This window comes from Pseudoalteromonas sp. T1lg122 (assembly GCF_002964825.1).
Classification (GTDB): Bacteria; Pseudomonadota; Gammaproteobacteria; order Enterobacterales; family Alteromonadaceae; genus Pseudoalteromonas; species Pseudoalteromonas gelatinilytica.
Map to the genome: position 1 here is coordinate 210,663 of NZ_PQCG01000031.1, position 25,569 is coordinate 236,231.

General features: G+C 42.1%; 20 protein-coding genes. 11 read left to right on the top strand and 9 right to left on the bottom strand.

Features of this window, described 5'->3' with window-relative positions; all coding sequences use genetic code 11:
* Nucleotides 1-62 precede the first annotated feature (62 nt).
* From C2M33_RS11815 to C2M33_RS11825, 3 genes are read left to right on the top strand one after another with little or no spacing between them, the layout of a single operon-like run.
* A complete protein-coding gene (locus C2M33_RS11815; protein ID WP_063701993.1) occupies nucleotides 63-1,289 on the top strand; it encodes an efflux RND transporter periplasmic adaptor subunit in 1,227 nt (408 codons plus the stop codon).
* A gap of 2 nt (nucleotides 1,290-1,291) precedes the next feature.
* Nucleotides 1,292-4,426 (top strand): efflux RND transporter permease subunit, encoded by a 3,135-nt coding sequence (locus tag C2M33_RS11820; RefSeq protein WP_063701995.1) that lies wholly within the window; start codon nucleotides 1,292-1,294, stop codon nucleotides 4,424-4,426.
* The gene (locus tag C2M33_RS11825; RefSeq protein WP_082874000.1) at nucleotides 4,419-5,789 is read left to right on the top strand and encodes an efflux transporter outer membrane subunit; all 1,371 of its coding nucleotides are present in this window, start codon (nucleotides 4,419-4,421) and stop codon (nucleotides 5,787-5,789) included. Before C2M33_RS11820 ends, C2M33_RS11825 begins: the two co-directional genes overlap by 8 nt.
* Nucleotides 5,790-6,006: 217 nt before the next feature.
* Here C2M33_RS11825 and C2M33_RS11830 read toward each other — a convergent pair whose 3' ends face one another.
* From C2M33_RS11830 to C2M33_RS11845, 4 genes are read right to left on the bottom strand one after another with little or no spacing between them, the layout of a single operon-like run.
* Nucleotides 6,007-6,495: a DUF3299 domain-containing protein gene (locus tag C2M33_RS11830; protein ID WP_063701997.1), complete on the bottom strand. Its 489-nt coding sequence runs from the start codon at nucleotides 6,493-6,495 to the stop codon at nucleotides 6,007-6,009.
* Nucleotides 6,496-6,503: 8 nt separating this feature from the next.
* Nucleotides 6,504-7,808, bottom strand: a complete 1,305-nt coding sequence (locus C2M33_RS11835; protein ID WP_105174515.1) for an ABC transporter permease — start codon at nucleotides 7,806-7,808, stop codon at nucleotides 6,504-6,506.
* The gene (locus C2M33_RS11840) at nucleotides 7,795-8,493 is read right to left on the bottom strand and encodes an ABC transporter ATP-binding protein (RefSeq protein WP_063702002.1); all 699 of its coding nucleotides are present in this window, start codon (nucleotides 8,491-8,493) and stop codon (nucleotides 7,795-7,797) included. Before C2M33_RS11840 ends, C2M33_RS11835 begins: the two co-directional genes overlap by 14 nt.
* Nucleotides 8,494-8,509: 16 nt before the next feature.
* Nucleotides 8,510-9,583 (bottom strand): CDP-glycerol glycerophosphotransferase family protein, encoded by a 1,074-nt coding sequence (locus C2M33_RS11845; RefSeq protein ID WP_233999179.1) that lies wholly within the window; start codon nucleotides 9,581-9,583, stop codon nucleotides 8,510-8,512.
* A 217-nt stretch (nucleotides 9,584-9,800) separates the two neighbouring features.
* Between C2M33_RS11845 and C2M33_RS11850 the strand changes: the two genes are divergently transcribed.
* The 7 genes from C2M33_RS11850 to C2M33_RS11880 all read left to right on the top strand — a co-directional run bounded on the left by C2M33_RS11850 (nucleotide 9,801) and on the right by C2M33_RS11880 (nucleotide 17,360).
* On the top strand, nucleotides 9,801-10,907 hold the full coding sequence (locus C2M33_RS11850) for a phosphoribosylaminoimidazolesuccinocarboxamide synthase (protein WP_063702004.1): 1,107 nt from the start codon (nucleotides 9,801-9,803) through the stop codon (nucleotides 10,905-10,907).
* Between the two features lie 166 nt (nucleotides 10,908-11,073).
* Nucleotides 11,074-11,724 carry a methylamine utilization protein gene (locus C2M33_RS11855; protein WP_063702006.1) on the top strand — a complete coding sequence of 217 codons (651 nt, stop codon included), beginning with the start codon at nucleotides 11,074-11,076 and terminating at the stop codon, nucleotides 11,722-11,724.
* Entirely contained in the window at nucleotides 11,714-14,029 is a 2,316-nt protein-coding gene (locus C2M33_RS11860) for an EAL domain-containing protein (RefSeq protein ID WP_063702008.1), read from the top strand. The genes C2M33_RS11855 and C2M33_RS11860 overlap by 11 nt, the downstream gene beginning before the upstream one ends.
* Complete coding sequence (locus C2M33_RS11865; RefSeq protein ID WP_063702010.1) at nucleotides 14,016-14,849, top strand: DUF3034 family protein; 834 nt, start codon at nucleotides 14,016-14,018, stop codon at nucleotides 14,847-14,849. The genes C2M33_RS11860 and C2M33_RS11865 overlap by 14 nt, the downstream gene beginning before the upstream one ends.
* The gene (locus C2M33_RS11870; protein ID WP_063702012.1) at nucleotides 14,849-15,268 is read left to right on the top strand and encodes a group I truncated hemoglobin; all 420 of its coding nucleotides are present in this window, start codon (nucleotides 14,849-14,851) and stop codon (nucleotides 15,266-15,268) included. Before C2M33_RS11865 ends, C2M33_RS11870 begins: the two co-directional genes overlap by 1 nt.
* Nucleotides 15,269-15,357: 89 nt before the next feature.
* The gene (locus tag C2M33_RS11875; protein WP_063702014.1) at nucleotides 15,358-16,521 is read left to right on the top strand and encodes a capsular polysaccharide export protein, LipB/KpsS family; all 1,164 of its coding nucleotides are present in this window, start codon (nucleotides 15,358-15,360) and stop codon (nucleotides 16,519-16,521) included.
* Nucleotides 16,521-17,360 (top strand): sulfurtransferase, encoded by an 840-nt coding sequence (locus C2M33_RS11880; RefSeq protein ID WP_105174516.1) that lies wholly within the window; start codon nucleotides 16,521-16,523, stop codon nucleotides 17,358-17,360. Before C2M33_RS11875 ends, C2M33_RS11880 begins: the two co-directional genes overlap by 1 nt.
* On the opposite strand, the gene C2M33_RS11885 is transcribed toward C2M33_RS11880, so the two are convergent.
* The 4 genes from C2M33_RS11885 to C2M33_RS11895 form a co-directional block, all read right to left on the bottom strand.
* Nucleotides 17,335-18,594: a tetratricopeptide repeat-containing sulfotransferase family protein gene (locus C2M33_RS11885; protein ID WP_233999180.1), complete on the bottom strand. Its 1,260-nt coding sequence runs from the start codon at nucleotides 18,592-18,594 to the stop codon at nucleotides 17,335-17,337. The two genes, C2M33_RS11880 and C2M33_RS11885, sit on opposite strands and share 26 nt — an antisense overlap.
* 47 nt (nucleotides 18,595-18,641) lie before the next feature.
* Entirely contained in the window at nucleotides 18,642-18,872 is a 231-nt protein-coding gene (locus C2M33_RS21350) for a CDC27 family protein (protein ID WP_233999181.1), read from the bottom strand.
* Between the two features lie 108 nt (nucleotides 18,873-18,980).
* Entirely contained in the window at nucleotides 18,981-21,413 is a 2,433-nt protein-coding gene (locus C2M33_RS11890; RefSeq protein WP_105174517.1) for a TonB-dependent receptor, read from the bottom strand.
* A gap of 181 nt (nucleotides 21,414-21,594) precedes the next feature.
* Nucleotides 21,595-21,951 carry a DUF5522 domain-containing protein gene (locus C2M33_RS11895; RefSeq protein ID WP_082874001.1) on the bottom strand — a complete coding sequence of 119 codons (357 nt, stop codon included), beginning with the start codon at nucleotides 21,949-21,951 and terminating at the stop codon, nucleotides 21,595-21,597.
* Between the two features lie 43 nt (nucleotides 21,952-21,994).
* Here C2M33_RS11895 and C2M33_RS11900 point away from each other — a divergent pair, with 43 nt between their 5' ends.
* A complete protein-coding gene (locus tag C2M33_RS11900) occupies nucleotides 21,995-22,315 on the top strand; it encodes a hypothetical protein (RefSeq protein ID WP_105174518.1) in 321 nt (106 codons plus the stop codon).
* Nucleotides 22,316-22,380: 65 nt separating this feature from the next.
* On the opposite strand, the gene rapA is transcribed toward C2M33_RS11900, so the two are convergent.
* Nucleotides 22,381-25,275 carry an RNA polymerase-associated protein RapA gene (gene rapA, locus C2M33_RS11905; protein ID WP_105174519.1) on the bottom strand — a complete coding sequence of 965 codons (2,895 nt, stop codon included), beginning with the start codon at nucleotides 25,273-25,275 and terminating at the stop codon, nucleotides 22,381-22,383.
* Nucleotides 25,276-25,569 lie beyond the last annotated feature (294 nt).

A 25,569-nucleotide genomic window follows, 5' to 3' on the forward strand; every position in this document is an offset into this window, starting at 1 on the left:
TATCTATGTAGTATTGCAACAGATAGCAAGATAGAGACAGGCTTAAGGAATGAGAAGGTTGTATGCTATTAAACAAATACGTCATAGGGTGCGTGTGCTTGGCGGCACTGGTTGGTTGTTCTAAAGAGCAACCTCAAGTGGTTGTTGAAGAAGTGGTTACCGCTGAGGTTAAGCAGCTTGATGTGCCACTGTACGGGAATTACGTGGCACGCACAGATGCGTCGCTGGATGTTGAAGTGCGAGCGCGGATCACCGGCTTTGTACAAAGCGTAGAATTTGTTGAAGGTAGCTGGGTAAATGAAGGAGATTTACTCTACACCATTGATGATAGACCCTACCGAGCAAAACTTAATCGCGTTAAAGCGGCGCTGCAAAAAGACCAAGCAGCGCTGGCTAAAGCAAAGCGCGATGTAACCCGTTTAAAACCCCTCTACGAGCAAGACGCAGCAAGTCAGCTTGATTACGACAATGCTATTTCGATTCAAGAGCAAGCACAAGCCTCATTATCAGCAACCCAAGCAGAACTTGAAGAAACCAAGCTTGATTTAGAATATACCCGTGTGACGGCGCCAATTAGCGGCATGGTGGGTAGCTCAGAAGCCGATCTTGGTGCTTTGGTTGGCAGTAATGGTATTTCGCTCCTTACCACCATTCAGCAAATAGACCCTATTTTTGTTAACTTTAATATGTCGGCACTTGATTATTTGAATGCTAAGCGGCGTATGACCAGTATGATGGAGCAGCTACAAGCTGAGCAAAAGGGCAAGGCACTTGAAGGCTTTGTACGTATTTCATTACCTGATGGCAGCGAGTATCGATATTGGGGTGATGTGAGTTTTACCGACCCTAAAATTAGCCCGAAAACGGGCACATTTAAAGTAAGGGCAAAGCTGCCGAACCCTAATAGTGAGCTATTACCTGGACAATATACAAAAGCGCGTATCAAATTATCTGAACTTACAGATGCGATTGTGGTTCCAGAGGAAGCCACACAAGTGGAACAGGGCGGTATTTATGTCATGGTGGTCCTTGATTCTGGTGTGATAGAGCGACGCTTTATTGTTGTTGAGCATTACGGTGAACAGGGAATTGTTGCCAGCGGGGGCTTGAGTGCGGGTGAGCAAGTGGTGGTGAAAGGTTTACATCGCATTCGTCATGGTCAGCAAGTAAAGGCGATTTCGTTAGCCGAATTTGAAAAACGCCAAGTCGCACCTAACACTGACACTACTCCACTGGCGCCAGATAAACCAAGCAAACAAGATGATGAAAAAAATCAGCAGGGAGCTTAGCTATGTTTTCGCATTTTTTTATCAAGCGTCCAGTGTTTGCTATCGTTATTTCGTTAGTTATTTTACTCACAGGCTTGGTCTCGCTCTTTACCCTACCCATTGATCAATACCCAGATATTGCTCCGCCGTCGGTTAAAGTGTCTGCTTCATTCCCCGGCGCAACGGCTGAGACCGCATCTGAGTCGGTAGCTATTCCTCTTGAGCAAGAATTAAATGGCACACCGAATATGTTGTATATGGAGTCAAAGGCAACTAACTCTGGCAGTGTTGGGATCACACTCACCTTTGATGTTGGCACCGACCCTGATCTCGCCCTTGTTGATGTACAAAACACCGCAAGTCAAGCTGGTAGTAATTTACCTGTTGATGTGCAAACTGAAGGGGTGAATGTCTCTAATGAAAGTTCCGTTGAGCTTTTGAAACTGGCACTGACCTCTGATGACCCACGCTATGATGAAATCTATTTGAGTAACTACGCTAGCATCAATGTTGAGGCGGCTTTAAAGCGTGTCCCGGGGGTTGGTAAGGTACGTAACACTGGCTCGCGTTCATATGCTATGCGGGTCTGGTTAAAGCCTGATATTTTAGCGGGCTACGAGTTAACCGTGAATGATGTGACCGCAGCAATCAAAGCACAAAATAAAGAGGCCGCTGCTGGGGAGATCGGGGCTCAGCCAATGAGCGATGCTATTAAGCTTAACTTTCCGGTACGAGCACAAGGCCGGCTTAATAAGGTGGATGAGTTTAATAATATTATGCTGCGAGTTAATAGTGATGGCTCGATGATCCGTTTGCGAGATGTCGCAAGGGTTGAGCTAGCTTCCTCTGCGTATACTTTAAATTCAAAACTTAATGAACAGCCAGCCACTATTTTGCAGGTTTATATGTTACCAGGCTCTAATGCATTAGCGGTTACAGAGCGTGTTAAGGCTGAGATGGAGCGCCTGAGCGAGGCTTTTCCAAAGGGAGTGAAATGGCAGCTTTTTTATGATGCTTCAGAGTTCATCAAACTGTCGATTAATGAGGTGATTAATACCCTTATTCAAGCGCTGATCTTAGTGATTTTAGTGGTGTATTTATTTTTGCAAAACTGGCGAACAACTTTAATACCTGCGTTAGCTGTGCCGGTGTCGATAGTGGGCACCTTTATCGCCTTGGCTGCATTTGGTTTTACCATTAACAATGTCAGTTTATTGGCTATGGTATTGGCAATCGGCATCGTCGTCGATGATGCGATTGTCGTAGTAGAAAGTGTTGAGCGACTGATCAATGAGCAAAATATGGAGGTAGTTGCCGCTACTAAGCAAGCGATGACGGAGCTTTCTGGCGCCATAGTGGCAACCTCTTTAGTACTGGCAGCGGTGTTTGTGCCGGTGTCATTTTTAGCCGGTATTACGGGCATTATGTACCGAGAGTTCGCGATTTCAATTACGGTTGCGGTACTCATTTCAACCTTAGTTGCGCTAACCTTGAGCCCTGCTTTATGTGCGATTTTCTTAAAACCTAGTGCCCCATCAAAAAATAAGATTTTTAATAAATTTAATAACTGGCTTGAAGGTGTTGGCGAAAAATACACTTGGCTTGTAAAGGCATGCTCCGAAAAAGCAAAACGTAGTTATATTGGCTTTTTTATAATGGTAGGAGGCTGTTACTTTGTGTTTAGCCAATTACCAAGCAGCTTTATGCCGCAAGAAGATCAAGGACGCTTTTTTGTTGATATTACCTTGCCAGATGCGGCAACGGTCTCACGTACCAATGAGGTGATAAGTAAGGCAAACCAATATGTTATGAACCATGCCGGGGTGGCTTATTCATTCACGCTAGCGGGTGAAAACCGTCGTGCTGGTAGTGCGCAATCACATGGTCAAATGGAGGTTATTTTACAACCTTGGCAAGTGCGTGCTGAGCAAGGCTTTACGGTCACAAGTGTGATGAATGATATACGTAAGCAGTTGTATGCCATTCCGGATGCTGAGTTTAATGTGTTTCAACCATCAGCTGTAGCGGGGCTTGGTTCGGGCTCTGGCGTTGAGTTTGCGCTGCAAGAAAAAACAGGAGGCAACTTAACGAGTCTGGTTGAATCGCTTGAGGTACTGTTGGCAAATTTAAATAATCGCCCTGAAGTTGCTAAAGCAAGTAGCTCACTGCGTGGCTCAGTACCTCAGCTGTTTTTGGAATTAGATAGAGAAAAAGCCATGGCATTAGAGGTGCCGATTGCCGATGTATACAGCACAATGAAAGTACTGACTGGCTCATCGACAATTAATGACTTTAATTTATTTGGCCGGGTTTATCGGGTTAAAGTTCAAGCTGAAGATGAATTTAGAGCACGCCCTGAAAACCTCAATGAATTTTATGTGCGTTCAAAAAATGGCGCTATGGTGCCATCAAATGTGCTTGCTAAGTTAAATTTAACAACCGGTCCGTCGGCGATAAATCGCTTTAATATGTTTACCAGTGCCATGGTGAATGTATCGCCAGCTGACGGCTATGCATCGGGTGATGTAATTAACGTAATTAAAGAAGAAATGGCAAAACTACCGCCTAACCTTGGCTATGAATGGACAGGATTAACCTATCAAGAAATTCGTTCATCGGGTCAGTTAAGTATCGCTATCAGCCTTGCTATCGTGTTTGTATTTTTATTTTTAGCGGCGCTCTATGAAAGTTGGAGTTTACCGTTTGCGGTTCTATTAATAAGCCCGATTGCCATGTTAGGAGCCGCAGTATTGACCTTAGTGACGGGGCATGAAAACAATTTATTCTTCCAAGTAGCCTTTATTGCTTTGATTGGCCTTGCTGCAAAGAACTCAATTTTGATTGTTGAAGTGGCAAATCAGCTTTATCAGGAGGGGATGGATGCCGCTGATGCAGCAATAGAAGCCGCCCATTCTCGCTTTCGGCCTATTTTAATGACGGCAGCCTCTTTTGTGCTTGGTGTTTTGCCGTTAGTGCTTGCCTCTGGCCCCGGCGCCGTTGGTCGGCAGTCGGTATCTATGCCTATTTTAGGGGGAATGTTACTGGCAAGTTCTATTGGCATTATATTAGTGCCGCTGTTTTTTATTACTGCTGCACGCTTTGTGAAAAAACAGCCAATACTGGCTTCTAAAGAAGTAGAGGAGCAAGTCGATGCATAAATTGTTGCCATTGCTTTGTTTCGCTTGTATTCATGGCTGTGCTGTAGGGCCAGATTTTGAAATACCTGATCATAGTGAAGTTACTAATTTTATGGGCGCAACGGCAACGCCACAGTCGGAGGCTTTAGCGGGCTGGAAGCAAATATATAACGACCCTCATTTGCAAAAGCTGATTAGCCAAGCGCTTCTTAACAACCAAGATATGTTAATTGCGCAATCGAAAATTATTGAAGCGCGAGCTCGGTATCGAATTACGGATGCCGCTTTATGGCCTGATGTGAATGTAGGGCTTACTTCAGAGCGAGAAGAAGAGCTTAATAGCAGCCCAGAAAATACCTTTGATTTAAAAGGTTACTTAAGTTGGGAGCTAGATTTATTTGGTAGTAACCGACGCGCAAGCGAAGCCGCACTGGCAAATTATTATAGCCAAGAGCAAGCAAGAAACGCGTTGCAGCTCGCCTTGATTGCTGATGTTGCGCAGCAGTTTTTTGCCCTCAAAGAAGTTGAAGAGCAATTAAAAATTAGCCTGAGTACGATTAAGCTTCGCGAGAAGGAGCTTGAAATTGCACGTATTCGCAAAAAAGGCGGTATTATTTCAGGGCTAGAGCAGCGCCAAGCTGAGGTTGAATTAGAATCTGCGAAAGTGAAGATCCCACCATTACAGCACAGTGAAAGGCGGATTATTAATCAGTTAAAGTTTTTGATTGGTGATGCCAATGCTGATGTGCAAGGGGGTAATGAGTTATCTGTACAAACCCTTCCTAAGCAATTACCCACAGGGCTACCTAGCGAGCTTTTAAAACGCAGGCCAGATGTACAGCAAGCAATGTATCAATGGCAAGCAGCAATGGCTGAGATAGGAGTCGCAAAAGCGGCGTTATTTCCAAAACTTAATTTATATGCCGAGCTTGGCAGTGAAAGTACTGATTTTAGTGATTTGCTCGCCAGTAACTCGCAGGTTTGGTTGCTGGGCTCAGAGTTGTTAATGCCTATATTTAATATGGGGCGCAATCAGGCAAATTTAACGGTGGCGGAACAACGAGCTTATCAGGCAAGTATTCAATACCAAAAAACAGTGCTGGTGGCACTGCAAGAAGTGAGCAATCAGCTTTCGAATTATCAGTCTGCAGAGCAAAGCTATGATGCGCAAAGAAGCTTGGTGCTCAGTAGTCAAGATTACTACCGCTTAGCACGCCTTAGGTATAGCAATGGTGTTGCCAGCTCCCTTGATTTGATGGATGCACAGCGGCAGTTATTTTCGGCAGAAATTGCGTTATCGCAGGCAAAAAATGATCGCTTACAAAGCCTAGCAACGCTTTATAAAGCCCTTGGTGGTGGGTGGTATGATACCAATCCGCAATAATACTTAATCATTTTGAGGGATTAAACCTGTCGCTACCTACGTTAAAAATTTCTGATTTAGAACAACTAAATAACGAAATTTTTGCCTTGCTATCAACGAGCTTTTATTGCCTCAAAATAGATCTCTTAATTAAGCGAATTGGTATGAATTAAGCGAACAGGAACTGGAAAAAGAACAAGTTGTGGATTAGAGCATGCAGAAGCATGCTCTTTAAAACTTATAACTCAAATGGTGCTACACCGACGGCTTTCATTTTATAGCCGACTTGAGCTATTTCACCAGACCAGGTTTCGGTGCTGATAACGCCTGTTACGACAATCGCATCGTAGAGGCTTTCGATTGGTACGCCGTCTTTAATCGTGACATGCACAATTTGATTTGGTGGCGGTGGTGGCACGTGGATACAGGCACCAAAATAAGGAACCAATAAAAACTCGGTGATCACCTCACTATCGCCTTCAAGTGGTACAACAAAACCGGGAATACTCACAGATTGACCATTAAGCTCTTTTACCACAGGTGCATCAAGGTCTGGCTGCACCCAGTTTTGCTCAGAGCCTTCATGGTTTGCTTGTGCTTGGGTGTCGATTTGCACATGACCTTTTGGAATTAAATCTTCCCAGAAGATTTCTTTAGGTGCGCCAGCATTAGCGCTAGCACACACAACTAATGCGACTAAAGCGACGAATTTTCGAAAAAACGGCATAACATTCCTTAAATTTTAATACTCATACCATCAGCAAGAGAGTAGAAATACGCACGGGTTGCAGGAATTAACCCAACAATAAAGCCTGCGACCATTATCGCAGCTAAGAGCATGAGTTCATAGGATGACAATAAAGCAATATTTAGGCTTATTCCGGCATGGCTTTGCAAGTAATCTGCGCCGAGTAGCATTAAAGCATAGAACAGTGCGGTGCCAACAATGCAGCCAAGCCCTGTGATAAGTAACGACTCGACACTGATCAAGGTGAAAATATGCCATGGCCTTGCGCCAACAGAGCGCAAAATAGCAAGCTCTCTGCGGCGTTGATTGAGGCTTGAAAGCAGGCTCGTTAACATGCCAAGTAAACTGATCAGCACCACGACGATAGAAAATAACAGCAAGATTTTTTCAACAATAGACAGCATTTCCCAGAGTTCACGCAAGGTAACCCCCGGCATGATGGCTAGCAGTGCTTCATCTTTGTATTGGTTGATATTACGGCGCACTTGTAAGGTATAAAGTGGTGAATCAAAACCAAGTAAAAAAGCCGTTATTTGTTTTGGTGTGCCAACTAAATCAACATCATCATGCTGGTCATGGTCATGGTCATGGTCATGGTCATGGTCATGGTCATGGTCATTTGCATCAGCCTGAGCGGGTTCATGCTGATGGGCATGACTGCCATGAATTGCGTCAATTGCTGCAAGTGGAATATGCAGGGTTTTATCAACAGGTGTCCCCGTTGGTTTTAAAATACCAACCACTTTAAATGGGTTATCGTCATGGTTATGAAAGCTGGTATTGCCCATGCCGTGTGCAATCACCACTTCATCACCAAGTTGATAGCCAAGGGTATTGGCAACCTCAGCACCGAGTACAACCTCAAATAAATGATTAAACTCATGACCTTGTAAAAAGCTTAAGGGCTGCTTTTTAGCAAAGCGATAGTGCTCAAAATAGTCTTTATTTGTACCAAGTACAGCCAAGCCTTTATGGCTGTCGCCAAGCGACATAGGGATAGCCCATTTTACACCTCGCTGCTCAGAGATGAATTGATAGCTTTTCCAACTCACGCCATTGTTTGCATGACCAATGCGAAATACCGAAGACAGCAGTAGTTGGATGTCACCAGTACGCGCACCAACAATTAAATCAGTGCCAGAAATTGTATTGCTAAAGCTACTTTTAGCATCGACCCGAACCCGTTCAATCGACATGAGTAGCATCACGCTTATGGCTATTGTAAACAAAGTGAGTAGGGCGCTGGCTTTACGGTTTAATAAACTTTTTGTGGCGAGTTTAATGAGTAGCATCTGTGCCTCCTTGTAACTCGACCAGGCTGATACTTCGGGTAAATAGCGTTTGTAATGTTTCATCATGACTAACAAAAATTAGCGTGCTATTTGCTGCGCTTGCCTGCTCAAATAACAATTTTACGAAGGCTTGGCGATTTTGTGTGTCGAGTGCTGAGGTAGGTTCATCTGCAATGATAATTTCAGGGCTGCCAATAAAGGCGCGTGCTGCGGCAACTCTTTGTTGCTGACCAATACTCAGCTGTGCAACTGCTTGATGTTGCAAGGCGTCGTTTAGTCCTAAAGCAGTGAGTAAGCGACTTGCTTCCGCTGCTATTGTTGCACTATTTTTTAGAGCGTTGTTTTGCCTTTGTTTTGAAAACTGGCAACCTAAGGTCACGTTTTCAATGGGCGATAAATAGGGCAGTAAATTAAAGTTTTGAAAAATATAACCAATATGGTCGGCACGAAAACGGTCACGTTTACTATTACTCAGTTGGTTTATCGCTTTACCAAGAAGCACGATATTGCCCTGTGTTGGCACTGTGACACCAGCAAGCAGGGATAATAACGTTGATTTACCACAACCACTCGGACCGTGAAGAAAAACATGCTCGCCTTGATCAATATCTAGCTCAGGAATATTGATCGTCGGCTCAGGTTGTTTTGCGTGCCATTTGAAAAGCACATTTTCAAGCGTGATCATAACGACCTATGAATTGTTACCATCGCCAGTAATTTAATTTTCTACGCATTTTAAAATTACGAATAAAATTACGTGGTTTCGGCTTAAGTGCAGGATTGCTCAATAGTAATTCATTGCTAGCAGCAAGTACACGTTGACTCGATAAGCCGTCTTGGTATGGATGCAGTTGCTGGCAGAAGTGTTCGATTTTCGCCATTAATTCAGTGGGTCGTGTGAAGGCATAATCAATCGCCTCAGTTAGTTTATCGACATCTGTGACATCAATAAGGTGTTCGCCAGGTGCTTGGTTGCAGAACGTCACGACAGGCTTTCTCTGTAAGATAAACATAAGCAAAATAGATGAGGTATCACACAGCATGGCATCAGCAGCTTGTAATAGTGGTAATACGTTATCAGTCTCGACAAAGGTTAGATTGTCGTTTTGTAGAGCCTTGTATTTATCAACAAGCTCGCTTGGCATTTTGGGGTGAAATTGCACCAAAATTCGCCACTTGCCTTGCTCACTGTATGCTTTTATTTGTTCGTATAATTTAGGAGCAAGAGAAAGGTTCCGAGAAAAAGTTGAACAAATTAAAAGAGTTTGTCTTCTATCGCTTTCATCTAAGTATGGATTGTTTCCTATTTTTGAAAATAGCGGATCTAGGGTAGGCCAGCCCGTTTCTTTAGCTAAAAAGAAACCATGCTTTTCAGCTAGTTCCTCAAACTTAGAAGTTGTATTAGGACCTTGGGTACAATACAGGTCAAAGCAGCCTCGGATATTAAAATGATCTTCGTATCCTTTTCGATTTAGTTTTCCAGAATTAAAACCGTGAAAAACTGCTACTTTTTTTCCTGGAATAAAATTTGGAATCACATTTCCTGGAATGTATGAAATGTCTGGTTGCCACTGGATTACATCATCTATAGTTTCTAAACACGATTCATCTGAACGGAGGAAGTTCTGATTAACTTCATCACCATAGAAAAACCACTTAACTTCACCGCCACGCGCTAAAATCTCCCGTTGTAGTGGGCGTAAGATCGCGTACGAATAGTTCTGTGAAATAAACATTAAATATTTTTTTTCTGCGGTAGCTGCTAAGTAATCCAAGAAAACCTCCTATTGCGAGGGCACTAGTATAACGAAATAATGTTTATGACAGCAAAATTACTGAAAGTTTAAATTTTTATGGTTTTTATCGCATCCGCAGGCTGATGATGATAGTGCAATGATTGAGCTTTCAAGGCGTCTAGATTATTATAGGCGGCCATAACCCCAATCCCATACATGTGCTCACAAGAGCATGCCAAATACTATCGGAGATAGCATGACTAGCTATAAAGTTTTAGACGTAAACGATGATTTACCGATCCGTACCAAAGGTGCGGTACACAGTGGTAAAGTGCGTTCAGTTTATTGGTTAACTGATGAAGACAGCGCTCGTTTAATTAATGAAAAAGGTTACCAAGTTCCAAAAGGAACTGAGCTAGCTATTATGGTTATTTCTGACCGTATTTCTGCGTTTGATTGTATTTGGCAAGGTGAAAACGGTTTAAATGGTGTGCCTGGTAAAGGTATCGCGCTAAACTCTGTGGCATCTCATTGGTTTAAGCTATTTGATAAAGCTGGCCTTGCTGGTAACCATATTGTTGATATTCCACACCCTTATGTATGGATTGTACGTAAAGCAAGTACAGTAAAAGTTGAAGCCATTGCGCGCCAATATATTACTGGCAGCATGTGGCGTGATTACGCGAAAGGTACGCGTAATTTCTGTGGTATTGATTTACCAGAGGGCTTAGCTGCGAACCAAAAGCTAGATGACGTGTTAATTACGCCATCAACCAAAGGCATTATCACAGGTGTTGCAGATATTCCTGCAGTCGATGATGTAAATATTACCCGTGAAAACATCACGAATAACTTAGCTGTTTTTAACTTCAAGTCTGAAGATGATGTGGCTAAATATGAGCAATTACTTGTTGAAGGCTTTAAGCTGATCAGTGATGAACTTGCAAAGCTTGATCAAATATTTGTCGATACTAAATTTGAATTTGGTTATGTTGAAGACGTTGATGGTTCAGATAAGCTTATCTATATCGATGAAGTAGGTACACCTGATTCATCACGTATTTGGGATGGCTCAGCTTACCGTGACGGTAAAATCATTGAAAACTCAAAAGAGGGTTTCCGCCAGCTATTAATTAATAACGTGCCAGACAGCGACGTGTTATTAAATAAAGACCGTATGGGCGAGCGTGAGCAGCTTGCTAAAGACTACACCTTGCCAGAATCAGTGATGCTTGAAGTGTCTGATACCTACGTTGGCATTGCGAGTAAAATTATTGGTCAAGAAATCACGATTCCAAGCGACCCACGTAGTGAAGTGATCGCTATTTTAGATAAAGAATACGGCTTAATTAAGCACAATTAATTGTCGTTTTTTAACTTAGTCATGTGCTAAGTCAATATTATTAAAGCCAAGTTAGTTTTCTAGTAAAACTGCTTGGCTTTTTTCTTGCTTTTCATATCCTCTCTCATTAACTTAAGCTAAGATTAATCTATACTTATTAGCAAACTAAGCTAAGCAAGGTCTAATTATGACGTTTTTTTCGCATTGTGCCCGCACTGTATGCTCTTTTGTAGTTCTTTGTTGCTCAGCAAATGCTTTTGCTGGTGATATTTCATTTACCGTTCGTGACCAGTTTGGTAAGCCGTTAGCTGATGCTGTAATCGAATTAGAAAGTAATGCGAACTTACCGAGCACGCAATTACCCATAGCGATAATGGACCAGGTTGATAAACAATTTTCACCTAATGTATTGGTCATACAGCAAGGACAATCTGTTGATTTTCCAAATAGCGATAATATCCGTCATCATGTTTATTCTTTTTCGAGTGCTAAACCTTTCAATATTAGGCTTTACGCTGACCGTCCAGAGAAACCAGAGTTGTTTGATAACTCTGGGGTTGTAGTCCTTGGCTGTAATATCCACGATTCTATGGTGGGTTATATCTATGTCGCAAACAGTGCTAACACACTAAAAACAGCAGAGGATGGCAAAGTACAATTAAAAGGGATTACTTTACCGGCCAGTTTAACTATTTGGCACCCAAACCAAACCAGTGAAATTAACAAAAAATTATCGGTTACTGTAACTGAGCAAGTTGCTGATATTACAATTAATACGAATGAACCTGCACCGCGTAATACGTTTGGTGAGATGTTTAAGGCAGATAATGATTCATAGTTTAAGAGGGCGTATCATAGCCTTATGCGTAAGCTTGGTTTTATTAACTAGTTTAGTCAGTTTAGCGAGCTCTTGGTGGTCGACTAATCGCTTTAATGATCAAAAGTTACGTGAAGATATTAATGTCGCTGAAAATGTTTTTAAGCAATATTTAAGTGCTAAAGAAAGCCTGCTATTAACAGCCGCAAAGGTACTCACCGCAGATTTTGGCTTTAAGCAAGCAATCGCCACTCAAGATGCTGATACTATCAGTAGTGTACTGAATAACCACAGTCGTCGTATCAATGCTGATTTGATGTTACTGATTGATTTATCAGGGCAATTGGTTTCTGCAAATACTGAGTTTAACCATACGCCAGATGAGTTTTCTGCACTGATGAATGAATTACTCATTAATGCAGAACAATCAAATTTCATTGTACTTGACCAAACCCTTTACCAAGTAATTTTACTGCCAGTACGTGCGCCTCGTACTGTTGCCTACAGCCTTGTGGGATTTGAAATCAACGACCTAGTTGCAGCAGAGCTTAAAAACCTCACCACAATGGATGTGAGTTTTATTGGTGAAGAGGATGGTGTTGTAGAGACATCACTCACCAAGCAGCCACAAAGTGATTCAGTGTTAGCGCATTTTAATAACAAAACAACCCAGCGAATTTTTGGCGAAAAGCCTGTTTATAGAAACCGATTGGTTGAACTTCCGTCGTTACCAGGTCATTTTGTCTCAGTGTTGTTAAGTGCCGATTTAACGCAAAGTTATCGTGAGTTTGAGCAGTTGTTTTTCACTATAATTGTGCTTGCTGCTATCACGGTTGTCATCGGTGTGCTGGCCAGTGGGATTTTGGCCAAAAACCTGACCACACCGCTTTCAAAGCTTACCCTACTTGCTCAGCAATTTGCGCGAGGTAATTATAAAGCTGAATTTGTAGGTAAAAAACAAAGTAGCGAAATCACTACCTTAGTCGATGCATTTAATAACATGGGTAATGACATACAAGAGCGTGAGCAGCAAATTAGTTTTCAAGCCAGCCATGATTCTTTAACTGGCTTTTATACCCGTTCTGCGATGTTAGAGAGCATGGAAAACTTGTTTGTTGAAGGGGCTGAATACACACTCGTTGCTATTGATATACGCGGTCTTCGTCATATCAATGATAAATTAGGCCCGCGTATTGGTGATGATTGTTTAAAAGCCGTTGCTGAGCGAATTGGCGAATACTCAGCTCATCATAATGGGGTGAATGCTCGGATTGGCGGTGACGAGTTTTTAACTTTATTGCCAGCAGATGAAACGAAACAATTTAAAGATGCAGTAATGAAGCTGGTTACTCAGCTACAAGCAGGCTACTTAATTCAAAGCTTGAATATTACGTTACGCTTTAGCGTTGGGGTAGTGCATTGTCTTTCACAAAATGTCAGCCCTGAGGACTTAATGCGTCGCTCGTTAATTGCCGTTGATACCGCATCCTGTGAGCATAAAACCATTCACTATTATCAAGAAGGTGAAGACGAAGAGCACCTTGAGCGCCTTGCTATTATCGATGAACTTAAGCAAGCCCTTGTCGATGATGATGGTCAGCTGTTTATGACCTATCAGCCAAAACTAAATATTAAAACCAATTGTATTGATAAAGTTGAGTCGTTAATTCGTTGGCAACGCAAAGATGGTCAGTGGGTTTCACCAGAGCTGTTCATTGATTTAGCTGAGCAATCGGGGGTGATTGTTGAGTTAACTTCTTGGGTTGTGAAAACCGTAGTGTCTCAAGTTGCTGCATGGCAACAGCAAGGTATTACTATGCAGGCTGCGATTAATGTCTCTGCACAAGATATTGCATACCCAAGCTTTTACTCACACCTTGCTAAACAACTTGAGAAACATGCTGTTAATGGGCGTTTAATTACGATTGAACTTACAGAGCGAGATATGATTGAGAACGAAGAGCAAGGCATTAAGGCACTCGAAAACCTTAAAACCTTGGGTGTTAAAATCTCGTTGGATGACTATGGTGTAGGGCAAACATCGCTTGGGCGCTTAAAGTCATTACCGATTGATGAGCTAAAGCTTGATAAGTGTTTTATTTTGCAACTAGACCAGTCACGTCAAGATCAATATATAGTGCAATCGACGGTGACTTTAGGTCATCAGTTGGGCTTTTCGGTTGTAGCGGAAGGCGTTGAGAACAAAGATTCACTGGATATTTTAGTGCAAAACAAATGCGATTATGCACAAGGGTATTATTTAAGTAGGCCACTAAAATCAGAGCAGTTTTTGCAGTGGTTAGAGGTGTACAATGAAGCGTCTTAATTGGTTGTTTGGGTTAACATGCCTTGCTTTTGCAAGTTCTGGCTTTGCGGCGTCAGGTAAATTATTAGCAACACCCGGAGTCTCCCAGGTAGAAGGTAGTGCGGGTGGTGGTATTGTCCCTTGGGCGCAGCTTGCAGGCTATGCAAGTGATGATGAAATAGCAATAAATGGTTTTTGTAGCCGTGCAGATGTGAGTGATTATCGCCTAGATGTTTGTGGCGCGCAGCTAAATATTTATGATCGCGTTGAATTTAGTTACGCAGAACAACGCTTCGAAGTTCCGGCATTAAATACCGATATTGAACAATCAATAACAGGGGCAAAAGTGCGCTTATACGGCGATATCGTTTACAGTAAATGGCCGCAGTTGAGCTTGGGTGTGCAACATAAATCACTGGATGACGGCAGTATCGCAAACCTACTCGGCGCCAAAGACACCAGTGGTACCGATATTTATCTTGCTGCCAGTAAATTACACTTAGGGGCGCTTGCTGGGTATAACTGGTTTTGGAACACCACCTTTCGTTATAGCGATGCTAATCAGCTAGGCTTGTTAGGCTTTGGCGGCCCTGATAGCGATAAAGAATTGTTATTTGAAGCATCTACTGCAGTGTTTTTAACCCATCAAATAGCTGTGGGTGTTGAGTATCGTGAAAAGTCCAATAACCTTGGCTTAGGAGAGCAAGATTGGCAGGATGTGTTTGTTGCTTGGTTCCCTAACAAGCATGTTAGTGTGACCGCAGCTTGGTTAGACTTAGGAAGTATTGCTGGGGCTGAGGATCAAACAGGTTGGTATCTTTCTGTAACAGGGTATTGGTAATGATGAAAACACTTTTTACATTTGTATTTGCAGCTATGTTAGTTGGTTGTGCGAGTAGCAACAATAGCACCTTGTATCAGCAAATTAATGGTGAGCAAGGAGTTGAAAAGCTGGTTGATAGTTTTATTAATCAAATTGGCCGTGACGAACAAATTTTAGCTTATTTTAAACAAACGAATGTTGCCCATTTTCGCCAAGGTTTTATTACTCATTTGTGTAGCGTCACCGACGGCCCTTGTGAATACAAAGGCGACAATATGGTAGATATCCACACGGGAATGAACATCCCTGAAAAAGACTTTAACCGTGTAGTAGAGCTTTTGATTAATGCTATGGACGAACAACAGATCCCGCAAACGGTACAAAATAAGATTCTGAGTCGTTTAGCACCGCTGCGCCCTGAGGTAATTGATATTTAGCTATTGTTTATATTAAATTTTTACTTTATTGCATTCTTTGACTGTAGTCCTTAAACTTCAACAGAATTATTTAATGTATGGCTAAAAGCATGTCTTTTCTATTTATCTCTCGCAATAATGTACACGCCCGCTATTACAAAGAACTAATTGAGAAGTTACCCTTAAATTGCAAAGTGCACACGATGGGGGTACCAAGATTCGGTGCTCTGAAATACATCAAAAATACGACTAAGTATGATTTTAGTAAAATAATCTCGGAGCAACTATTACGTAAACAAGCGCGTAATAGTTTATGGAATAACCCGCTAATAATTAAAAGTTACTCTGCTTTGATGCTGCTTGTGGAGCGGTGTCGGTTCGCTAAGTATTATGATTTATTGAAGTCAGAATCGCCACAAGCTTTAGTCATTTGGAATGGTAATAAATTACCGAATGTTACTGTTTGTATGGCTGCTAAGGCTTTAGGAGTGACCACCTATTACTATGAAAATGGGTTACTGCCCGGAACAACAAGCTTAGATCCAAAAGGTATTAATTTTGCGGCTTCTGTACCGCGAGATAATCAATTCTATTTAAACTTTGATCCGCAGGGGAAGTTGCCATTTTCTGCGCCTGATTTAATTCCTAGAGCGAACCATAAAAAGCGTTGTAAGTTTGACGCTATCGAGTTACCCAAAAAATACTTATTTGTGCCATTTCAAGTTCCACACGATACTCAAATAGCTTGTTACTCTCCTTGGCTTAAGTCAATGGAAGAGTATTACGATGCTGTTGTTTCAGCTGTAAAACAGTTAAATGATCCAGAACTTAAAGTTGTTTTTAAAGAACATCCTTCATGGCATAAGCACTATGAGCACTTGTACGATAGAAATGATGTTGCCGTTTTTGCCAACGGAAATTGTACTCGAGAACTTATTAATGGTGCTGAAGCCGTTATAACTATTAACTCGACAGTTGGCTTAGAATCTTTATTACTTGATAAAAAAGTGATTACCTTGGGGCTTGCTTGTTACAACATTGATGAGCTCGTACTACACGCAAGTGATCAAACTGCCTTGATTAAGAGCTTGGAAAAACTACAAAATGGCTGGCAGACCAACAGTATTCTGAGAGATAAGTTTTTTACCTACTTAAAGCATGTGTATTGCTTGCCTGGTGTTTGGAAAGAATGTACAACTGAGCATGTTGAAGCGGTCGAAAAACGCTTAACTCAACAAGATACATTTGCACAGCTATCGCAAAAGGAAAGCTAATGAAGAACATCGTCTCGCCAGAATGGCTTAACGAGCATTTAAACCAGGATAACTTGGTTATCTTCGATGCAGGAATGGTACGTCCTGGTTTACCGGGTGAGTATGCGCCTAAGGCTATGCTTCCTAATGCACAGCGTTTTGATTTCAAGAAGGCGCTAGCAGATAACAGTAATCCTGTACCAAGCATGATGTGCAATAGCGAGCAGTTTGAAGAGCATATGCAGCTTGCTGGTGTTAACCAAGACTCTCTAGTTGTGATTTATGAAGACCAAGGCTTATTCAGTTCTGCCCGTGCGTGGTGGATGTTTAAAGCAATGGGCTTTGATAATGTAAAAGTTTTAAGCGGTGGTTTGGCTAAGTGGCAAGCACTTGGCTTTGCAACACAAGCAAGTTATTCAGCTGCTTCTGGTCAAGGCAACTTTGTTGCCAGCCCGCGTGTTGATTACTTCATCAGTGCTGAGCAAGTACTTAACTCACTTGATGAACAAAGCACACTAACACTTGATGCTCGCCCTTATGAGCGCTTTACCGGTGAATACGCTGAGCCGCGCGAAGGCATGCGCAGTGGTCATATTCCAAATAGTCGCAGTTTATCTCTTGCAACAGTGCTAAATAACGGTGAGCTTAAATCGCTAAGCGAGTTGCAGGCATTATTTGAGCAACATATAGCGCCGCATCACACCCAGTTGCAGTTTAGCTGTGGTTCAGGTGTAACCGCTTGCGCAATTGCATTGTGTGCCGATGAATGCGGTTACGCTAACTTACGTGTTTACGATGGCTCATGGAGTGAGTGGGGCGCTCGTCACGACTTACCTATTGAAACAGGCCCACATCAATAAACTCAGCGTAATTTTGCCAGCTGCCGATACTGTTTTTATTCAGTGGCTGGCGAATTTGCTTTTTACTCGCCGTGGCTGATGCTGCATTGTTTTTATAAAAAGTAAGGCTGTTTTCCTGCCAGCTTAAATCACAAAACGCATAGAGCTTTTGAGTTTGTAGGGTCGGCTCTGCCACCAATTGCTCATAGCTTTGCAAAAAAACGTTCTCAGGATACTTGTTGGCAAAATGACTGACTAATACCGAGTAATCTTGATGGAACGAGGCAATATCTTCAAGTGTAAAACTGTAGTGATGGAACACACTTTGCGGGCTATACATCTGCCTAAAATTGGCAATGCTGCAATCTTGCCAGTCCCGCTGCATACAAACGATTTTTGCATTAGGAAAAGCCGCTAAAATAAAATCAATATAGTAAAAGTTAAATGGCTGTTTATCACAACTTCTTTGGCCACCACTTAGCAGCTGGGCTCTTTGTTGATAGCTAGTCAGTGCTGTCTTTATCGCCTCAGATTCATATGCCTTATCGAGCATTTCGCTGTCAATCACACGCGCGGATTGCGTGGCGTGTTGTATCAATTGCGCAATATCATTTAATTCCCCAATGCCTCGTAGCTTTGAACTTTGATTAAGGATTTTCTCAACTAAGGTTGTACCAGAGCGGGGCATGCCAACGACAAAAACTGGCGAGAACTCAGAGTCACTACTTTTAATTGCTTGCTGCTTGCTCTGGGTAATCAGTTTTTGACAAAAGTGGCGATGCTGTGTGGCTTGATAATTAAGTTTACCGGCTATTGCTTGCTTACTTTGTGCAAAGTATTTAAATGCATTTTTGTAGTCATTGAGGTGCTCATAATTAAGAGCAAGACTATGAAAATACACTTGTTGGTCAATAATGCTTTTTTCTCTATCCGCCAAGGCTTGTAGTTTTTGAATATGTTGCTCTGCATCTATAACAGTATTGAGTTCAGCCTGCGAATAGTGGGCTTGATAAAAACTAGCTTGCTTTGTGGTTAGTTGCTGTAACAAGCTTTTAGCTTCATCGAACAGTCCGTGAATTTTATAACACACCGCCAAATTATAGCTAATTTGTGGGTTATCTTTATTGCGTTGGTAGGCTGCTTGTTGAAAGCTAAGGGCGTCGTCATAATGCCCTAAACGGGTCGCAATATTGGCTAATGTATCAAAGTCAGCGGCACCAAAGTCAGCTGTTTGTAGAGCGCTTTCATAATGCACAGCCGCATTACTTACTTTGCCTAACAGTACGTATAACTTGGCAAGTGCTAAATGATAATCGCAAAAGGGGCTAGGATTATCGCTTTCTCAAGTAGCTTAATCGCTTTGTTGATATCGCCAGCTGCGGTGTTGACTTCGCTGAGTAAAAAGTAACAAACGTGGTCTTCAGGATTTTGTTTTAGCCGCTGCACAAGTAAGTGATGTGCATCGGTTAGTTGTTTGTTGCTTAACAACTGTTGGATATGAGCGCGAAGCGCTTGTTGGGTATCATTTAGCATAAGCGCATAGTATACCAATTCTCCATAATACTTAATTATTTTCAGGCTTATACCAATCCCAATAAAAGCCCTGCCTAAAGGAGGCAAGGCTTTTATGGGTATATTTAATTACAGCTCAAAGTTATAGCTAAACTTCACACCGATAGTACGAGGCGCGGTGGTGTAGTGACCATAAACACGCTGTAGCTCAGGTAGCTCTTTGTTAAGCTCAGCATATTGCGACATACCTGCCCAAGACTTATCACGACGTACAGAAGTGAATGCATATTTATCGAATAAGTTGTCTACGTAAAGCGTTGCAGACCACATATCGCCAGTAATTTTGGCAGATAAGTTACTTAGTGCATAACCTGGTAATACTTCGCCGTCTGCTTTTAAGCCTACTTTGGTGATTACATCACTTTGCGCTGTGATACCGTAGTTTACGCTTAATAACTTATCACCTAAGACATCTTGCTCGTAACGAAGACCAAACGAGAATTGATGCTCAGGAGCACCTGGTAAACGGTCGCCTTTAGCACCATCATAGTAGCTTTGGTACTGCGCTAAGTCATCGCCTAACACGCCAAATAAGTACGGCGCATCTTCGGTCAATTCAGCCTTTGCATACGCGTATGTCGCATATGCAGCCCAGTTGTCACCAATCATTGCACGAGTAGAAAGCTCAACACCTTTTGAATTAGCAGAGCCTGCGTTCGAGGTAATTAGCTCTTGGCCATTTACAGTGCTGCTACCTACTTGCGCATCTTTCCAATCAACATTAAATAGTGCTGCATTGAAGTGTAGGCGGTTACGTAACCATGATGACTTAAAGCCTAGCTCATAGTTGACCGTTGTATCTGGTTTGTAATCTTCTTCGTTTGGCAGGGCACAAACTATTTGTTGCTCAGGTAATACATCAGGGCAAGGAGCAATACCGTTACCACCACCAATACGGAAGCCTTCACTTACAGTAAAGTAAGCAAGAATACCGTTATCAAATGTGTAATTAGCATTAAACTTAAATAAGTTACCGCTATCGCTGGCACTAACCGTTTCCATATCTAGATTAGCAAGTGAATCAAAATCCCCTGAGTAAAGCGGTGTAGCAGAACCTGATGTTGTAGAAACATCGTATTCGTAAAAACGTGCACCTAGAGTTACATCAAGCTGATCTGTAATGCTGTAGCCGATTTCACCAAAAAGTGCTTTTTCAGTGGTTTCGCTATCTGAAATTAGAATGTACTCAAGGTCTTGTTCAACATTAGGGATACCGCCACCCCAATATTCAGTCAGACCTGGCGTGTACTCACGGTCATCTGAGTGACTTTCTAATTTGTTATAGAAGCCACCTACGATCCAGTTAAAAGCGCTACTACTATTTGAAACTAAACGAAGTTCTTGCGTGAAGGTATCGCGCTCAGAGGTGTCGTGTGTGTAGCCAACGAATGAAGGGAAGTCGGCATAACCTGACCAAATATCGTAAAGTAGATCGGTTTGGTCGCGCTGACCTGATTGCTCATAGCTAGACCAACCTGATGCAGATACCAGCTCAGCAAAACCAAGATCCGCTTTAATCTCTAAGCTTAATAAATCGTTTTCTTCTTCGCCTGGCTCAAGTACACGGGCAACGTTTTCGTACTTTCCTGGGATACCTTGTAGCGCACTGCTATCAGCAAGTGAGCCGTATTGCGATGTTGAGTTACCGCCATTTTCTTGTTTTTGATAGAAGTAGTTAAGCGTTGCATCTACATCTTCGGTTGCAAGCCAACGCAGTGATAAACGTGCTGTGGTGATTTGCTCATCGTTAACATCGCTTACGCTTTTTAAGTTGGCATTTACATCGCTGCTGTCAGAAAAGTCAGGATTCGGATTTGATACACCTGGCTCTTGAACCACGTGCGTGTAGTCAATGTAACCCGGGTTATCGTAATAATTTAAGCTAGCGCGAAGAGCTAGTTTTTCTTCAATTAGCGGAGTGTTGAATACCACGCCAAACTCACCGCCTGTGCCGTCACTTTCGTTAATGCTAAATACATCACCTGTTACCTGACCTTCTGTTAAATCTAGATCGGGTTGCTTAAGCAAATAACGGATCGCACCGCCTAAAGTCCCTGCGCCATACAGTGTACCTTGTGGGCCAATTAGCACTTCAACACGGTCAACATCAGTTAAACGTAAGTCGATGCTAAGTGGAATTTCACCAACATAAGTGGCTACTGTGCCACTATCAGAAATACGGTCAGAGGTATTTGTGTTTAAACCACGAACGATAATCGGAGAGCCTTCACGACCACCTTGATCAGAAATTGTTAAGCCAGGTACCCAACGCGCGACATCTTCAAGATCACCAATGTTTTGATCGCTAATTACATCGCCGTTTAGCGCTGTAATGTTAAGTGGCGCATCTTGCACTGAACCTGCACGTCGTGTTGCAGTGATTTGAATAGTTTCAATTGATTTATCAACTTCGATAGCATCTTCAGCTGCAAACGCCATATTGCTATTGAATAAAACCGCAGAAATTGCACTTGCAAGTAGAGCAGGCTTAAAGGTGTTCATGATTGATTCCGATTTAGTTACAGTAAATTTATGCTTAAAAAATAGACGTTATTAATAGTTTAAGCTTAAAAATGATTAATTTAGTGAATTTATATCCAATTATAATGTATTTTTATTCTTTTCGTCCATGCAATATTTGCAATTAAATGCAAACTAATTGAATAAATACTCTACCTGAGGGTTAGTTATCGGAATAAGGACAGTGAGTGCAGCCATTACTGCAGCAATGGCCGCGTTTTAAAAAGAACCAGCGGCTAAATACCATGTAATTGTTTTGCATGGTGTAATCAAGATTTTCTATTAAATTTCCTTGAGAAAAATAAGGCTTAGCAAAGGCTAGTTGCTGTTCTAAAGGTTGTTGATAAAGTTTAGATAAAAATGAATTTATCTTTTTTATAGTACAGTCTCGGCATAAACACTCTGTTGCTGCCTCATCGAGTGGTAAAATGTTGGGCAGCTCGTTACACCAGCAGGCATTAATATTATCAGCTTGGCAGTGAAGGGTTGCTTTGCATTGTGAGCAAGTAAGGGTTGTCATTTAGTAAAAAGATGCTTTGAGATTGAAAAGGTAAGCATAGCAAATGGATAAATTAGACGCATTAGATGAGTTTGCCCGTTTTGGTGATAATCGATTTGAGGCAATCTCAGTGATTACAAGCACTCCTGACACACAAGGTGATGTGTATATTCTTACGCAAGACGTTTTCTGTCAGGTTTTACAGCGTGTTATCGATGGCGAAATAGATATCGATGAATTAGAACTTTGGGCAAATGTAGTAGAGTCCAGACAAGATATCGACGAAAGTGCCGTTGAGGGGGCTATTTACGCTTTAAGCAATAACGAGCAAATGGGTGAGTTGAATAAAAGTATGCTAGAGAAGTTATTAACGATAATGCAATAGCATGATGGAAGGTAAGCACGAAAGCTTTAAGCAAACCTTAAAGCTTTCGCTTACGAGCCAATGGGTTAGTGAGAAACCACAATTAAACGAATTGCATCCAGTTTAACTTGCGCTTTTTCAATGTAAGTAGTGAGTTCACTACGTTGCTTATCAAAGAAGCTAAGCTCTTCATCACGAATATTCGGGTTGATCTGCTTAAGTGCTGTTAAACGAGCTTGCTCTTCACCGAGTGCAGTTTGCATTTTCTCTAGTGATTCAGCGCGTAGTGTTTCAAGCTTGGTTTGTGCCATGCCTTGTGCGCTGGTGATCATTGGGTGAATGGCGCTTTGTAGTGCACTGGCTAACTTACTTGCCGTTTGGCGACCAACTGCAGACAACTGCTGGTTGAAGGCATCAAAGGCAACATTGTCGGCCAAGTTATTGCTGCTCTTATCTAATAAGATACGAATTGGCGTAGGTGGTAAGAAGCGACCAACCTGCAACGCTTTAGGTGCCATCGCCTCAGCAATAAAGATCATTTCAACAAAGAAGGTGCCAACAGGTAACTTTTTGTTTTTCAGTAACGCCACTGAGGCAGTACCAAAGTCATCATCACAAATCATATCTAAGCTGCCTTGCACCATAGGGTGGTCCCAGCTAATGAAATGCGCGTCTTCTTGCGAAAGCGAGGTGCTGCGATCAAACGTTACTGTGATGCCATCATCTTTCAAACATGGGAAAGATGGATTTAGCATGTGCTCAGTTGGCTTTAAGATAATGGTATTTTCACCTTTATCTTCTTGGCTTACACCGAAGGTATCGAACACATTGATCATGTAACTTGGCAGCGTGAATTGATCGTCTAATTCTTCGATATCAGCAACAAGACTTTCTGCTCGACCTTGACCACTTGAGTGCAGCTCTAGTAAGCGGTCACGACCACTTTCCATTTGCTTACGAAGCTTGGCATTTTGACCTGCAACTTGTTCTAGTAGTGGATCTAGCTCTTCTTCGTCACAATTGTGTGCACCAATAAACTCAAGTAGCTCTTCGCCAAACTCTTTATACAGCATTTGCCCAGTTGTCGAGGTTGTTTCAAACGCATCTAGGCCTTCGTTGTACCAACGTAATAACACTTCTTGTGCCGTGTTTTCGAAATACGGCACGTGAATGTTTACGTCTTGAGTTTGACCAATACGGTCAAGACGGCCAATGCGTTGCTCAAGTAAGTCTGGGTTAAGTGGTAAATCAAACAGTACTAGGTGATGCGAGAATTGGAAGTTACGACCTTCAGAGCCAATTTCAGAACAAAGAAGAATTTGTGCGCTGTCGTACTCATCAGCAAAGTAAGCTGCTGCACGGTCACGTTCAACAATCGACATGCCTTCGTGGAACACCGAGGCTTTAATTGCTTCACGCTCACGTAAAATCTGTTCTAGGCTAAGTGCGGTTTCAGCTTTAGCACAAATAAGCAGTACTTTTTCGTGTTTAAGGGTTTTTAACGTGTCGATTAACCAATCAACACGTGGGTCAAATGCGCCCCAACTGGCATTTTCACCTTCAAACTCTTGGAAGATTTTTTCTGGGAATAAAGCGCGAAGAGCAGTTAGCTCTGCATTTTGAATACCAGCCATGTTACCCAATACTGACATCGCCGTTTTATATTGTTTAGGCATCGCCATTGGATAAGCATGAAGTTTACGGCTTGGGTAGCCATCAATTCCGCTACGGCTATTTCTAAATAAAATACGACCTGTACCATGGCGGTCTAGCAGCATTGATAAAATTTCGTTGCGTGCCGTTTCATCACCTTGCTCTGCTTTGGTTAAAAGGTCTGTAATATCGGTTTCTTTTAATAACTCTTTTAATGTTGCTCGAGATGCATCATCAAGGCCTTTTTCACCCAGTAATTGGTTAGCAGCTTCGGCAACATCTTTGTAGTTACTTTCTTCTTCAACAAACGCATCGTAGTCGTAGAAACGATCTGGGTCGAGTAATTGTAAGCGGGCAAAGTGACTGCGGTGACCAAGTTGATCTGGCGTCGCAGTTAATAAGATAAGGCCTGGAATGTCTTGGCTTAACTCTGCCATACGTTGGTATTCAGTGCTTGGCTTACCATTGTTGATACTTAAATGGTGCGCTTCATCAACCACTAATAAATCCCAATCAGCCAGCGTAGCTTGCTCAAACCAGCGTTTTTTCTTGCTTAAGAACTCAAGGCTAGTAAGTACTAACTGTTCTGTTTCGAATACGTTTGGTGAGTCTGCAAATGCCTCATCACAACGTTCTTCATCAAAGATTGAAAAACGTAAGTTAAAGCGGCGTAGCATTTCGACTAACCACTGATGCTGTAAGTTTTCAGGCACAACAATCAATACGCGGCTAGCACGGCCACTGATGATTTGCTGGTGTAAAATCATACCTGCTTCAATGGTTTTACCTAAACCCACTTCATCAGAAAGTAATACGCGCGGCGCAAAACGTTTACCCACTTCTTGTGCGATATAAAGCTGATGCGGAATAAGGTTTGCACGTTGACCAATTAAACCTTTTAAAGGTGATTGCTGGCGCTCAAACTGGTGCTGCCAAGTTTGGTAGCGCAGCGTATAGCGGTCAAAGCGGTCTACTTGGCCTGCAAATAAACGGTCTTGTGGTTTATTGAATTTGATAAAGTGATCTAAAAAGGTTTCTTTTAACTGCGCTTTTTCACCATTATCAACGCGAGTGCCGTGATAGCATAGTAACTCGCCTTGCGCTTCAACAGACTCGACTTCTAATTCCCACTCTTCAACGCTGCGAATAATATCACCTGGATTAAATGCGACACGAGTAACAGGTGCTTCTGTTAAAGAATAAACTCTGTTTTCTCCACTGGCTGGAAATAAAATGCTGACCTGACGGCCTTCAAGGGCAACAACGGTGCCTAATCCTAAATCTGACTCAGTATCACTGATCCAACGCTGACCTAAGGAAAAATTCATGTATGTCTCGTCTATGAAGAAAAAAGGCGGCTATGTTACCTGTAACGCCATGCTACTTCAAGGCAGTAAACTCGCCGCACACAATTAAATTTAGTCAACCTTTTTAAGTCATTATAAAGGGTAAAAATTGTATGTATTTTAACCAGTTAAATAATTGTATATTTGTTTGTCATAAAAAGGACTTTTGTCGTAAATAGACTAAACTGAGTATATACCTGACGAATAAATCATAGCTTCATCCGCCGCTTGTTTAGTTTATTGGGTATAGCATAAAAATCATAAAACGTAAGGAAA